Annotated in this window: 11 protein-coding genes; 1 reads left to right on the forward strand and 10 read right to left on the reverse strand. The window is 69.0% G+C overall.

What is annotated here, in order from left to right; all coding sequences use genetic code 11:
* Nucleotides 1-29: 29 nt before the first annotated feature.
* The 10 genes from QM809_RS14000 to QM809_RS14045 all read right to left on the reverse strand — a co-directional run bounded on the left by QM809_RS14000 (nt 30) and on the right by QM809_RS14045 (nt 12,281).
* Nucleotides 30-1,445 carry a sulfatase gene (locus QM809_RS14000; protein WP_415046351.1) on the reverse strand — a complete coding sequence of 472 codons (1,416 nt, stop codon included), beginning with the start codon at nt 1,443-1,445 and terminating at the stop codon, nt 30-32.
* Nucleotides 1,446-1,524: 79 nt separating this feature from the next.
* Entirely contained in the window at nt 1,525-2,445 is a 921-nt protein-coding gene (locus tag QM809_RS14005) for a formylglycine-generating enzyme family protein (protein WP_415046352.1), read from the reverse strand.
* A gap of 49 nt (nt 2,446-2,494) precedes the next feature.
* A complete protein-coding gene (locus QM809_RS14010) occupies nt 2,495-4,516 on the reverse strand; it encodes a TerD family protein (RefSeq protein ID WP_415046353.1) in 2,022 nt (673 codons plus the stop codon).
* A 10-nt stretch (nt 4,517-4,526) separates the two neighbouring features.
* Nucleotides 4,527-5,918 (reverse strand): flavin monoamine oxidase family protein, encoded by a 1,392-nt coding sequence (locus tag QM809_RS14015; RefSeq protein ID WP_415046354.1) that lies wholly within the window; start codon nt 5,916-5,918, stop codon nt 4,527-4,529.
* Nucleotides 5,919-6,123: 205 nt separating this feature from the next.
* The gene (gene urtE / locus QM809_RS14020) at nt 6,124-6,816 is read right to left on the reverse strand and encodes an urea ABC transporter ATP-binding subunit UrtE (RefSeq protein WP_415046355.1); all 693 of its coding nucleotides are present in this window, start codon (nt 6,814-6,816) and stop codon (nt 6,124-6,126) included.
* Nucleotide 6,817: 1 nt separating this feature from the next.
* Nucleotides 6,818-7,720, reverse strand: coding sequence for an urea ABC transporter ATP-binding protein UrtD (gene urtD / locus QM809_RS14025; RefSeq protein ID WP_415046356.1), 903 nt, complete (start codon nt 7,718-7,720; stop codon nt 6,818-6,820).
* The gene (gene urtC / locus QM809_RS14030; protein ID WP_415046357.1) at nt 7,717-8,826 is read right to left on the reverse strand and encodes an urea ABC transporter permease subunit UrtC; all 1,110 of its coding nucleotides are present in this window, start codon (nt 8,824-8,826) and stop codon (nt 7,717-7,719) included. Before urtC ends, urtD begins: the two co-directional genes overlap by 4 nt.
* Nucleotides 8,823-9,710 (reverse strand): urea ABC transporter permease subunit UrtB, encoded by an 888-nt coding sequence (gene urtB / locus QM809_RS14035; protein WP_415046358.1) that lies wholly within the window; start codon nt 9,708-9,710, stop codon nt 8,823-8,825. The genes urtC and urtB overlap by 4 nt, the downstream gene beginning before the upstream one ends.
* Nucleotides 9,711-9,905: 195 nt before the next feature.
* The gene (gene urtA, locus QM809_RS14040) at nt 9,906-11,132 is read right to left on the reverse strand and encodes an urea ABC transporter substrate-binding protein (RefSeq protein WP_415047098.1); all 1,227 of its coding nucleotides are present in this window, start codon (nt 11,130-11,132) and stop codon (nt 9,906-9,908) included.
* 297 nt (nt 11,133-11,429) lie between these two features.
* Complete coding sequence (locus QM809_RS14045; RefSeq protein WP_415046359.1) at nt 11,430-12,281, reverse strand: SDR family NAD(P)-dependent oxidoreductase; 852 nt, start codon at nt 12,279-12,281, stop codon at nt 11,430-11,432.
* Between the two features lie 394 nt (nt 12,282-12,675).
* Here QM809_RS14045 and QM809_RS14050 point away from each other — a divergent pair, with 394 nt between their 5' ends.
* Nucleotides 12,676-12,774, forward strand: a complete 99-nt coding sequence (locus QM809_RS14050; RefSeq protein ID WP_415046360.1) for a potassium-transporting ATPase subunit F — start codon at nt 12,676-12,678, stop codon at nt 12,772-12,774.
* Nucleotide 12,775: the final 1 nt, after the last annotated feature.

Here is a 12,775-nt window from a genome sequence, read left to right on the forward strand (position 1 = left end):
GGGAGAGGTGGTGTTCTGATGAGCGCCCGTCAGGGCCGCGGACAGTGCTCGCGTCCGTCGCCGGAGCGGGGGGCGTTCCGGAGTTCACGGTCGCGGCCCCTCGGCGAGCGGGGGACCGGGGCGTCACGTTCGGACAGCGACGCCAGATGTCGGGTCATGAACTCCGCCGCGATCGCGCTGCCGGTCTCGTCGTCGAGAAGCTCGTCCCCGGTCTGTTCGCGCCATGACGCGAGCCGGATCGCGAGGACTCGCCGGACCTCGGAGTAGGCGGGGTGATCGGCGAGGTTGACCGTCTCGCCGGGGTCGGATCTCAGGTCGTACAGCTCCACCCGGGGTCGCGGCGCCAGATGACCGGTGCCCAGGGCCTGACCGGAGAGGCTCTCGAGGATGTCGAGCGGAAGCTCCAGGGCGGGCCGCTCGGTGTAGTTCTCGATGTAGCTGAATTCGAGGGTGCGGATCGCCCGGATCGGGTCGTAGGCGTCGTGGAAGTCCTTCTCGGCGAACACCTCGCGTCGGCGGGGTTCCGGATCCGGCACGGAGGTCTCGGGCGCGAAGATCCCCGCATGGGAGACTCCTTCGACGTCGGCCGGGATCTCCAGGCCGAGGGCGTCGAGGAGCGTCGGCACCAGGTCGACGGCGCTGAAGAGGTCGTCGTACACCGTCGCCTCGAGTCCGAGTCTGCGCGGCGGCCGGACGATGAACGAGATCCCGGTGCCTCGGCCGTACAGGGTGGACTTCGCTCCGGGGAAGGCCTCCCCGTGGTCGGTGAAGAACACGATCCACGTGTCGTCGCCGAACCCGAGGTCGTCGATCCGGTCGACGAGCCGCCCGGTGGCCCGATCGGCGACGGTGATCGAGCCGTGGAACGCGGCGAGGTCCCGCCGCACCTCGGGGGTGTCCGGCAGATAGTCCGGCACCGAGATCGACGCGGGGTCGACGGGGGTGTAGCGGCTCTCCGGGTACGGCCGGTGGACCTCGAAGAACCCCGCGTTCAGCAGGAACGGACGCTCGTCGCCGCGGCGACGGTCCGCGGCGCGGGCCTCGAGCCAGTCGCTCGCCTCCGCGACGACGTGGTCGCAGTCGGAGTCGGTCACGTCGTACGAGTCGTAGCCCAGGCCGCCGGGATTCGCCGATTCGTGCTGCATGCCGAACAGCGCGGTGCGCCAGCCCGCGTCGCGGAGGATCTGGGGGAGCGTCCGCACTCCGGCGCGGTACTCCCAGCCGTGGTGGGCCAGGCCGGTGATCCCGTTGCTGTGCGGGTACCGGCCGGTCAGCAGCGCACCCCGGGACGGCGAGCAGAGGGGAGCGGCCGCGTACGCCTGCGTGAAGAGGACGCCCCGTGCGGCGAGCGCTTCGAGGTGGGGGCCGGGGCCGCCGTGCGGGGAGTAGAGCTCGAGATGCCGGCCGAGATCGTGCCAGTGCACCAGAACGACGTTGTCGCTCATCGCTCGCCTCCTTCGCTTCGCCGGTCGATCGGTCCCGTTGAAACTAGCGGGACGCGCACCGGCAGAGGGAGCCTTAAGGTCAGCGCGGGTTTATCGACGATGCGACGCGGAAACCCGTGTGCCCGGTGGAGGTCTCGGGACTGTTCGCGGTCCGAGCCGAGACCCGGTACCGCCGGCAGTAGCTCTCGTGGCACAGGTACGACCCCCCGCGCATCACGGGCCGGAAGTCGCCGCGGCGGGGCGCGAACGCCGAATCGGTCCACTCCCACACGTTGCCCGTCACCTGGTAGAGGCCGTATCCGTTCGGCGGGTAGGTGCGCACCGGTGCGGTGAACGCGAAACCGTCGGCGGCGGTGTTGTGGTCCGGGAACGTCCCCTGCCAGACGTTCATCCGGTGCTCGCCGCCGGGAGTACGTTCGTCGCCCCACGGGTACCGACGGCCCGTCAGACCCCCGCGTGCCGCGTACTCCCACTCGCTCTCGGTGGGCAGCCGCGCACCGGCCCACGCGCAGAACGCGAGCGCATCCCGGTGGCTGACATGGGTCACCGGATGGTCGCCGAGATCGGTCGCCGCATCGATGCCGCCCGGACCGTACGGACGACGCCAGTCCGCTCCCGGTACGACGACCCACCACGGCGTCGCCGCGACAGCGGGCCATTCGCCGTCGACCGCCGCGTGGACGAAGACCAGGGAATCACCGAAGACCTCGGCATCGGTGCGGTGTCCGGTCGCCCGGACGAACTCGGCGAACCGGTCCACGGTCACCGTCGTCGCGGCGATCGCGAACGGCGCGACGTGCTCGTTCCGGACCGGCCCCTCGAAGTCCAGCCGATAGGAGAGGGCGTCGTCCGAACCCATCAGGAAGTCGCCGCCCGCCAGCTCGATCAGACCGTCGTCGAAGAGCGCCGCAGCGGGTTCCGCCGGGACCGCGCCGCGGTACCGGTCCTCCGGCGACCCGTCGGAACCGCGGTCCGGTGTGCAGCAGGGGTGCGTGGCCATGCCGTCGATTCTGCACCGCGTCACCGGCACGGTGTCGTGCCCGATCGCGTCATTCGCGCGGCGAGACCTTGAGCTCCTGGGTCACCTCCCGGTAGAAACCGTTGACGAGGTTCACCATGGCGGCCACGAAACCGTTCTCCGACGACGACCGCTTGGCACCCATCGACGTCTCACCGGTGACGGTGAACTCGCGGATGTCCTTGTCGCCGGGAGGAACGAGGAGCGTCGGATCCTCCCGGACGTCTCCCAGGAGGGCCGAGGACACCTCGGTGCGGCTTCCGAGATGATGCGCGGTGAGCCGGAGCTTGGGAGAGGCCTCCTTCAGCTGACGCAACAGCCAGTTGACCTTGGTCACGGGCCGAGCGGTCCGCGGTGTACCGACCCGCTGCGAACAACTGATCCTTTTCCGGGCCAGATTCGCGTTCACGACCACGGGCGACGTCGCGCGGGGCACCCGGACCGTGCCGAACAGCTCACCGGAGTCGGCCAGTTGCTGCGCCCGCGACACGGCGTCGGCCTGTGCGTTCGGGATCTGCGAGGCGACGGTCTCCCCGGTCAACGTCGTCAGCTGCAGCGCGATGTGCCGGATCAGCTGGTCGAACCGGAAACAGACGTCGACGGTGGCGGGATCTTTCGCCGCCAACGTGCTGTTCGCGACTCCTTCCCGCACCTTCACCCAGTTCCGGCCCATGTCTCCGAACGTCCAGGTCCCCGCCTGGGTGTCGGCGAGATACCGGACCAGCTCGTCGAGGAGCCGCGCATCCGTCGGATCCTGCGCGTCGTCGCGTTCGTTCGCCGCATGAACGGCGATCTCCTCCCACGACAGGTGCCGGACGGCGACCGACTTGGGCATCCGCGACGGCAGCGGGAACGGGACGTCCTCGGCGGTGGGCATCAGGTCGCAGCTGATCGTGACGACGGCGTCGAAGTCGTGGGCACGCGCCACCTTCAGATAGTCCTCGATCTGCTCCGTCTTGAGGACCCCCTTGCCGGTCTTGACCTCCAGAAGAGCCGACCACGTCCGTCCACCCCGCGTGACCCGGACCAGTCCGTCGGGACGGAACTCCTGACCGGCGTGGCTGAACCGGACCTCGGTGAAGGTCTCGACCCGCCCACGCGGTGACCCCAGTGCCGTCGTGATCCGCTTCCCGAAATCCGGAACGATCTCCATCACGGCGAGGAGCGTCGACGTCGCCCGGCCCTCCTGCTCCATACCGGTCTTCATCCCGACCGTCGGAAACAGGCGCGCAGGCCGGTGGGGCTCTTCGGAGGGATCGACGGGCAGTCCGGGGGACGGGCGCCGATCCCAGTCCTCGGGCAGCCGGGCGACGTTCTTCCGGCGGCGTGTGAGCCCCACCTTCCGGGCCGAGTCCAGTCTCGTCGTCGCACCGTCCTGCTCTTCGACCACGCCGTTCTCCGCTGCACCGTCCGCGACGGCCTCGTCTGCGGTGGCATCGTCTGCGGTGGAACCGGATCCGTCGGTGTCGTCGTCGACGTCGATCCCGAATTCCGAGACCAGGGGAGCCAGGCCGTCGCGATAGCCCTGACCGACGGCACGGATCTTCCAGCCGCTGGAGTGCCGATACACCTCGCCGACGATCAGGGCCCGCTCCTCGGTCAATCCGGTGAGCCCGCTGACGATCAACCGCTGCGACGGTTCTGCGGCGGCGGCCACCCACATCTCGGCGCCGTCGAGCATGCCGAACAAGCCGACGTCCCCGGTGACCTCGTCGAGACTGGCGGCGATCACCACGCGCGCGACGGACTCCGGAAGCTGCGCCAGATCAGCGATCACGACAGCCGGGGCGTCGGTGACTCCGAGACTGTCCAGACGCACCGCGCCGTCCTCCCCGGAGGGTTGATTGTAGAAGACGAAGTCGTCGTTGGACCGGACCCGGCCGGTGGCATCGACCAACAGCACGCTGACGTCCGCCACGACCGAGACACCCGGCTGGACCGTCCCGCAATGCAGACCGATGGCGATCGACGGTTCCGGTGTTCCGAGGATCGGCTCGAACAGGGTGTTGGATCCCTTGGTCAGGACCACGGGCGCGGCGTGCGTGAGTGTCATTCCGGTCACGCTAGCCAAACCCACCGGGCTCGGAGTTCGATTCCAGCGACTGTTCCGCGTCGCACACGTCGTCGGCCGTTCGACGACCCGAGCGGACCGCGCCCTCCATGTACCCGCTCCACTGCGTGGCGTATTCCGCCCCGGCCCAGTGGATGCGGCTGACAGGTTCCCGCAGCGCGGTGCCGTGACTCGTCCACACGCCCGGCGCGAAATGCGCGCCGTAGCACCCGCGGGTGAACTCCTCGGCACTCCAGTCCTTCTCGATGTAGGAGACCGGATCGGCCGCCCGCGGCCCGAAGTACCGTGCGAAACACGCCAGGACCCGGCGGCGCCGCTCGTCGTCGGACAGCCGCTGCCACACCCGCGCATCCGAACCCTCGACGAAGCCGAGCAGCACACCGATCTCGCCGCCGGGCGGGGAGACGTCGAACGTCACCTTCACCGGGCCCTCGTCGGACACGGCCTGCCCGTTGAGGCCGTCGGCCCGCCAGAACGGTGCGCGATACGACGCGAAGCATTTGGCGACGGTCCCGGCCGGCACCCGCTGCGTCAACTGGTCGCGCCAGGGCGGGAGCGGCGGCGCGTACCGGATCCGGCCGGCGAGGGTGGGCGGCACGGCGACGATCACCCGCCGCGCGGCGGACTCCGCCCCGGACCGGGCCTGCACGAGGACCCCGTCGTCGTCCTGGTGGATCGCCTCGACCGCGGCGCCGAATCGGATGTCGAGTCCGGCGGCGAGCTCTTCGGCGACCCGGACCGAGCCGCCGACCACCCGATCCTGCTGGGCGCCGCGATCCACCGAGACCAGGGTCTCCAGATCGCCGTTGGCGGCGATGTAGAACAGGGCGTGCAGCAGGGAGAAGTCGGTGGCGTCGGCGGCGAAGACGGCTTCGGCGGTGATCCGGAAGTAAGCGCGCGCCGCCGCCGTCCGCACGGTGCGCCGGATCCAGGTCTCGTACGTCTGGCCGTCGAGCTGTGCGGCCCGCGCATGCGCCCAGGGCCGGGCCGGATCGACGCCGCGGGCCAGGCGCCGCAACCGGGTCAGTGCCTGGAACAGGTCGGCCAGCACGATCGGATTGAGTTTCGGCACGGCGCCTTTGCGGCCGGCCATGCGCGACCGCGTACCGCCCAGGTCGACCAGCAGCTCGCCGTCGTCGTTCCAGGTGCGGAACGTCGCCAGGCCGAGACGTTCGACGAGGCCGTGCATCTCGGTGTGTCCCTCACCGATCCACGTGCCGCCCAGTTCGACGGGGTGGCCGTCGATCACACCGCCCTCGAGCCGTCCGCCGACCCGGTCTCGCGCCTCCAGCACCGTCACGGTCCGCCCGGCCTCGACCAGCGCCCGGGCGGCGCTGAGACCGGCGAGCCCGGCTCCGACGACGAGGACGTCGGTTCGCTCCATCGCTGTGCACCTCTCTGGGAGTTCCGGTCTCGACTCCGCTCGACCACCGAGGGAACACTCGACCACCGAGGGAACACTCGACCACCGAGGGAACGCCCGATTGTAGAGGGAACGCCGGACCGCCGAAAGGGCCTCGGGGATCGAGAGGACCTCGATCCCCGAGGCCCCGAACAGCAGCCTATCGCCGCACGGGGCGGCGCCGAGGTCAGATCGCCATCGCCTCGCGGACCACCGATTCGGCGCCGGCACCGCCCTCACCGGTCGCGGTGACGCGTCCGCTCTCGAGGATGTAGTACCGCTCGGCCGAGGCCAGCGCGAAACCGATGTGCTGCTCCACCAGGAGGACGCCGAGGCCGCCGCGCCGGGTCAGTTCGGTGATCGTGTTCTCGATCTCGGCGACCACCGACGGCTGGATGCCCTCGGTCGGTTCGTCGAGGATCAGCATCTTCGGTTCGGTGATCAACGCCCGCGCGATCGCCAACTGCTGACGCTGCCCGCCCGACAGCAGCCCGGCCTGCCGGTCGAGCAGCTCGGTGAGGGCCGGGAACAGATCGAGCATCTCGGCGATCAGCTCCTTGCCGCGCTTGCGGCCGTCGGCCACCACCTGCAGGTTCTCCGCGGTGGTGAGCTGCGGGAAGCTCTGCTGCCCCTGCGGCACGTAGGCGATGCCCTTGGCCACCCGCTTGCTCGGCCGGGTGCCGGTGAGGTCCTCGCCGTCGAACGTGATGGTGCCGCCGGTGGTCTTGAGCAGCCCGATCGCCGCCCGCAGCAGCGTGGTCTTGCCCGCGCCGTTGTGACCCATGATCGCCACCACGCCGTCGCTCGGCACGGCCAGATCCACACCGTGGATCACCTCGGTGCGGCCGTACCCCGCGCGGACGTCCTTCAGTTCGAGCATGTCAGCTCTCCTTCTCTACGGCTGCGGCTGCGGTCTCGGTCGAGGCGTCCTCCACTTCGACGGCCGTCTCCTCGACGACCGCGGCCTCTTCTGCGGCCCCCGCCGAACCGAGGTACACCTCCTGCACCTTCGGATCGGCCTGCACCTGCGCGACGGTGCCCTCGGCGATCACCCGGCCGCGGGCGAGGACGGTCACCGACGTGGCGAACCGGCGCATGAACTCCATGTCGTGTTCGACGACGACCACCGTCCGCTCGCCGCCGATCCGGCGCAGCAGTTCACCGGTCTCCTCGCGTTCCTCGCCGCTCATGCCGGCCACCGGCTCGTCGAGCAGGAGCACCGAGGCGTTCTGCACCAGGAGCATGCCGATCTCCAGCCACTGCTTCTGGCCGTGCGCCAGGATGCCCGCGGGCTGGTCGCGGAGGTCCTGCAGGCCGATGGTCTCCAGCGCCTCCTCGATCGCCTCGGGCACCTGCGCGGGCCGCCGCCGCAGCATGGTCCGGAGGGAGCGGCCGGCCCCGGCGGCGATGTCGAGGTTCTGCAGGACGGTGAGCTCCTCGAACACGCTCGCGGTCTGGAAGGTCCGGCCGATGCCGAGCCGGGCGATCTGGTGCACCTTCTTGCCGATCAGCTCCACCCCCGACTTCTCGATGGAGCCGGTCGCCGGAACCAGCCCGGTGATCGCGTCGATGATCGTCGTCTTCCCGGCGCCGTTCGGGCCGATCAGGAAGCGGAGGTCGCCCTGCAGCAGGGTCAGGTCCACCTCCGAGACCGCTTTGAAGCCGCCGAAGGAGACCGACAGGCCACGGACCTGGAGGTAGTCGCTGGCCATGCCGGCGTTGCCGCCGGGCCGGGGCTCGTGGGCGCCGTCGAGCAGGACGGTGTTCTCGGTGCGCGGATTCATGAGGTGGCTCCGATCGGGGTGGGGGCGTCGTCGTTCTTCACCGGCGGCGCGGTGGACTCGGCGCGCGTGCGGCGCGCCTTCAGCGCACTGAGGATTCCGGCCAGTCCGGCGGGGAAGAATCCGACGACGACGATGAACAGCAGACCCTGGGCGTAGGTCCAGCCGGAGGGGAAGCTCTCCGAGAGGCTGGTCTGCGCCCAGGCGACGGCGACCGCGCCGAGCACCGGGCCGAGCAGGGTGGACCGGCCGCCGATGGCGACGCCGATGAGGAACGCGATCGACGGGACGATCCCGACGTCGGCCGGGGAGATGATGCCCACGATCGGCACGAACAGCGCTCCGGCGACGGACGCGAACAGCGCGGCGACCGCGAAGGCGGCGACCTTGACGTTGGCCGGGTCGTAGCCCAGGAAGCGGACGCGTTCCTCCTGGTCGCGGACGGCGACCAGGAGTTCGCCGTAACGGCTGTACATCAGCTGACGGGTGATCGCGACCAGGACCAGCAGCGTCGCTGCGGCGACGAAGAACAGCATCCGGCGGTTGACCGGGTCGTTCAGCGCCAGCCCGAAGAAGCCGCGGAAACGGTTCAGGCCGTTGCTGCCGCCGGTCGACTGCTGGCCGATCAGCAGGATCGCGAACGCCGCGGCGAGCGCCTGCGAGAGGATCGCGAAGTACGCGCCCTTGACCTTCCGTTTGAACACGCCCAGGCCCAGGAGCACGGCGAGCAGCGTCGGGAGGACCAGGATGCCCAGGACCGTGACGACCGGTGAGGCGAACGGCTGCCAGTAGGCGGGCAGCTCCCGGATACCGGCGATCTGCATGAAGTCCGGGACGTCGTCGCCGCGGAAGGCGGCGTCGGCGACCTTCAGGTGCATGGCCATGATGTAGGCGCCGAGCCCGAAGAACACGCCCTGGCCGAGCGTCAGCATGCCGCCGCGCCCCCAGGCCAGACCGATGCCGACCGCGACCATGCCGAAGCAGAGGAACTTGCCGAGCAGGTTCAGGCGGAAGTCGGACAGCACCGCCGGAGCGACGGCGAAGAGAAGCACCGCGGCCAGCCCGAAACCGGCCCAGACCTTCCAGTTCTGCGTGAAGTAGTTCTTCATACCAGGCTCCTCGATTGAACCGTGAAGAGTCCCTGCGGACGGATCTGCAGGAAGACGATGATGAGCACGAAGACGATGACCTTGGCGACCGAGGCGGTGGTGCTGTACTCGATGAACGAGTTCAGCAGGCCGAGTGCGAGGGCCGCGATCACGGTGCCCTTGATGTGTCCGAGACCGCCGATCACCACCACGAGGAAGGCGTCGATCAGGTACGACGTGCCCGTGTTCGAGCTGGTCGATCCGATCAGCGTGAGCGCCACCCCGGCCACACCGGCCAGCCCCGATCCGATGAAGAACGTGGTCAGGTCGGTCTTGCGGCTGGAGATCCCGCTGGTCTCGGCGAGATCACGGTGCTGGACGACGGCGCGCGTCCGGCGACCCATCGCCGTGTACTTCATCATCGCGGCCAGGGCGACGACGCAGACGATCGCCAGGACCATGATGAAGATGCGGGTCTTGGGGACCACCGCGCCGAGGATCTCGATGCCGCCGCCGAGCCAGTCGGGCGTCACCACGCGCACCGCCGGCGCGCCGAAGACGTCGCGCGCCACCTGCTGCAGGATCAGGCCGACGCCGAAGGTCACCAGCAGGGTGTCGAGGGGGCGGTGGTACATGCGCTGGATCAGCGTGACCTCCAGCAGGATGCCGATCAGGCCGCCGATCAGGAAGCCGACGATCAGCGAGACGGCGAACGCGCCGCCGGTATGGGAGATGAGGTGTTGCTGCACCGTGTAGGCGGTGTACGAACCGGCCATGATGAAGGAACCGTGCGCCATGTTGATGACGCCCATCTGGCCGAAGGTCAATGCCAGGCCGAGGGCGGCGAGCAACAGGATCGATCCCAGGCTCAGGCCGGTGAAGAGTTGTCCGATGAATACATCCACGACAGGTCTCGTTCCTTGTCGGTCACGAATGTGAGAGGTGTGAGAAGACCCGTGGCGCCGAATGCGCATCCCCCGGGTCGAAAGGGCGGGGCCGACCTCACCGGTCGCGGCCCCGGAAGAGTTCCGCAGGTCCGCCCGCCGCCGCGTGTCCGCGGGGGACGGCGGCGGGCGGACCGTCGTACGAGATCGCCAGGACTACTTGCTGAGGTCCTCGGCCCAGTCGTAACCCTTCAGGTAGGGGTCCGGGGTGATCGGCTTGCCCGAATCCCACACGGTGTGGATCAGGCCGTCGTTCCGGATCTCGCCGATCCGGGCGGTCTTGGTGACGTGGTTGTTCTCGCCGTCGATGGTGACCAGACCCTCGGGGGCCTCGAAGCTCACCCCGCCCGCGGCCTTCTGCACGTCCGGCACCGCGAACGACTTCGCCTTCTCCACGGTGTTCTTCCACAGGTAGACCGACGTGTAGGCCGCCTCCATCGGATCCGAGGTGACCTTGTCCTTGCCGAACTTGGCCTTGTAGGCGTCCACGAACTTCTTGTTCACCGGGGTGTCGATGGTCTGGTAGTAGTCCCAGGCGGTCAACTGACCTTCGATGTTCTGGACACCGATGCCGCCGACCTCCTCCTCGGCGATCGACACCGAGACCACCGGCATGTCCTTGGCGGTGAGGCCGACGTTCTTGTACTCGCGGAAGAACGCGACGTTCGAATCGCCGTTGAGCGTGTTGAACACGGCGTCCGCGTCGGCGGTGCGCACCTTGTTGACGATGGTCGAGAAGTCGGTCGAACCCAGCGGGGTGTAGTCCTCGCCCTTGATCTCGATGCCGTTGGCCGCGGCGTACGCCTTGATGATGCGGTTGGCGGTCTGCGGGAAGACGTAGTCGCTGCCGACCAGGTAGAGCGACTTGACGCCCTTCTCCTTGAGATAGTCGAGCGCGGGCACGATCTGCTGGTTGGTCGTCGCACCCGTGTAGAAGATGTTCTTCGAATCCTCCAGGCCCTCGTACTGGACGGGGTAGTAGAGCAGCGAGTTCTTGTCCTCGAACACCGGCAGCATCGCCTTGCGGCTCGACGACGTCCAGCCGCCGAACACCGCGGCGACGCAGTCGCTGCTGATCAGCTTCTCGGCCTTCTCGGCGAACACCGTCGGCTCGGAGGCTCCGTCCTCGCCGACGATCTCGATCTTCTTGTCCAGGACGCCGCCGACGGCGTTGATCTCCTCGACGGCCAGCGCGATCGCGTTGCGGACGGTCACCTCGGAGATCGCCATGGTGCCCGAGAGCGAGTTCAGCGAGCCGACCTTGACCGCGGGCCCGGAGGTGTCCACGCACGACGCGGCGTTCTCGCCTCCCCCGTCGCCGACGGAGCTTCCGCACGCGGAGAGAGCGAGGGCGGTGGCGGTCAGGACCGCCGGGAACAGCATGCCCTTCCGGAGTCGTCCGGTTCGGTTGACTTGATTCATCTGACGAACGCTTCTTTCAATCATGCCGGCGCACAACGTGATTCCCCACAGATTCGGAATCGGCGCGCCGGTCGAGATGACTTTCGCGCGTACGACGTTGTACACGGGAGCAAAGCTATCCCGAAGGAGTTTCGCCGCCGTCTCGCCAGATGAACGACACGTGTCCAGAGTGACCGTTACGCCCGTTACGCCGTAACGCGTCCGTCATAACCACAGGTCGCCGCCGGTCACGAGCCGACGGCGACGTCCGCGACGACGTCAGGCGGGGGAGGGGAGACCGACCAGCTCGGCCGAAGCGGCCCACAGCCCGTCGACGAGCGCCCGGTCGTCCGCCTGCCGGGACCGAGGCCCGTTCGCGCGGCCCCGGTGGAAGTACACGCCGTCGATCGCGGAGTCGGCACCGCGGCGGGCGAGGTCGATCAGCGGGCGGGCGCCCTTCTCCGGGGTGATCGCGATGAGATGCTTCACCGGGGTCTGGTAGCCGAGACGGATGAAGAACGTGTCACGCCCGAAACTGGTGGCGACGACACCGGGATGCACCGCCGCGGAGACGATGCCGTCGCCGGACCAGCGCTGCGCGATGCCCTTGGTGAACAAGATGTTCATGAGTTTGGAGTTCCCGTACGAGAGCTGCGCCGACGGACGCCGGCCGCGACGCTCGAGGTCGTCGAGATCGATTCTGCCCCAGCGGTTCGCCACGCTCGAGGTGTTGAGCACGAGCGCGCCGTCGACCGCGGCGGCGAGCCGGTCGTGCAGCAGATTCGTCAGCAGGAACGGCGAGAGATGATTCGTCTGGACGTTGGGCTCGTGACCGTCGGGCGTCAGCCGGCGCGGATCGAACGTGCCGCCGGCGTTGTTGATGAGGACGTCGATGCGGCCGGTGTGCTCGGCGATCTCGGCGGCGAGCGCCCGAACGTCCGCGAACCGCGTGAAGTCCGCGGTGAATCCGGTGGCACCGGTCTCGTCGACGACCCGGGCGAGCTTGTCGGCGGATCTGCCGGTGACGACGAGATCGACGTCGGGGCCGGCGAGTTCCCGGGCGGCGACCGCGCCGATGCCGTCGCTGGCTCCGGTGATCACGATGGTGCGGGTCTTCTGTTCGGTGCTCATCTGTGCCTTCGCTCGATGGACGTCGTCGCTCGACGACGGAGATTCCTGAGATGCGGACCCGCCGCCAGTCTATGCGTGACACCGGTCCGGTCACCCGGTGTGCTCGCTCACGGGACGACGCCGCGAGATGCCCGAGCCCCGCCGCCCGGATCGGAGTGCGACGACGGCCCCGTCGGTCACGACCCGTCAATTCTCTCCCGTCCGGCGTATGGATCGCGTTAAAGCCCCTGGCGCGCACACCCGTCCCGGACCAGTGTGAGTGCTCACCGGCGCAGAGCGCACCGGTGATCGGAGGTTCCACCCGCATGACCGACCTGGTGATGATCGCCGTCCTCGCGGCGATGACCGGAACGTGTCTGCTCGCGATCCGCGGGCTCGACGACCAGGCCGAACGGTGACCGCGGCGGGGACGACGACGGTCGTGCTGCTGCTGATCGCGGCCGTGATCGTCGGCTGTCTGCTCGTCGTCCTCCTCGACCCGGACCGGTTCTGAA

Origin of the sequence: Gordonia sp. (in: high G+C Gram-positive bacteria), from assembly GCF_047600385.1 — a bacterium.
GTDB lineage: Bacteria > Actinomycetota > Actinomycetes > Mycobacteriales > Mycobacteriaceae > Gordonia.

Excerpts from the sequence above, each read along its gene's own strand:
- QM809_RS14000 (WP_415046351.1), bottom strand. The coding sequence starts at position 1,445 with ATGAGCGACAACGTCGTTCTGGTGCACTGGCACGATCTCGGCCGGCAT.
- QM809_RS14005 (WP_415046352.1), bottom strand. The coding sequence starts at position 2,445 with ATGGCCACGCACCCCTGCTGCACACCGGACCGCGGTTCCGACGGGTCG.
- QM809_RS14010 (WP_415046353.1), bottom strand. The coding sequence starts at position 4,516 with ATGACACTCACGCACGCCGCGCCCGTGGTCCTGACCAAGGGATCCAAC.
- QM809_RS14015 (WP_415046354.1), bottom strand. The coding sequence starts at position 5,918 with ATGGAGCGAACCGACGTCCTCGTCGTCGGAGCCGGGCTCGCCGGTCTC.
- urtE (WP_415046355.1), bottom strand. The coding sequence starts at position 6,816 with ATGCTCGAACTGAAGGACGTCCGCGCGGGGTACGGCCGCACCGAGGTG.
- urtD (WP_415046356.1), bottom strand. The coding sequence starts at position 7,720 with ATGAATCCGCGCACCGAGAACACCGTCCTGCTCGACGGCGCCCACGAG.
- urtC (WP_415046357.1), bottom strand. The coding sequence starts at position 8,826 with ATGAAGAACTACTTCACGCAGAACTGGAAGGTCTGGGCCGGTTTCGGG.
- urtA (WP_415047098.1), bottom strand. The coding sequence starts at position 11,132 with ATGCTGTTCCCGGCGGTCCTGACCGCCACCGCCCTCGCTCTCTCCGCG.
- QM809_RS14045 (WP_415046359.1), bottom strand. The coding sequence starts at position 12,281 with ATGAGCACCGAACAGAAGACCCGCACCATCGTGATCACCGGAGCCAGC.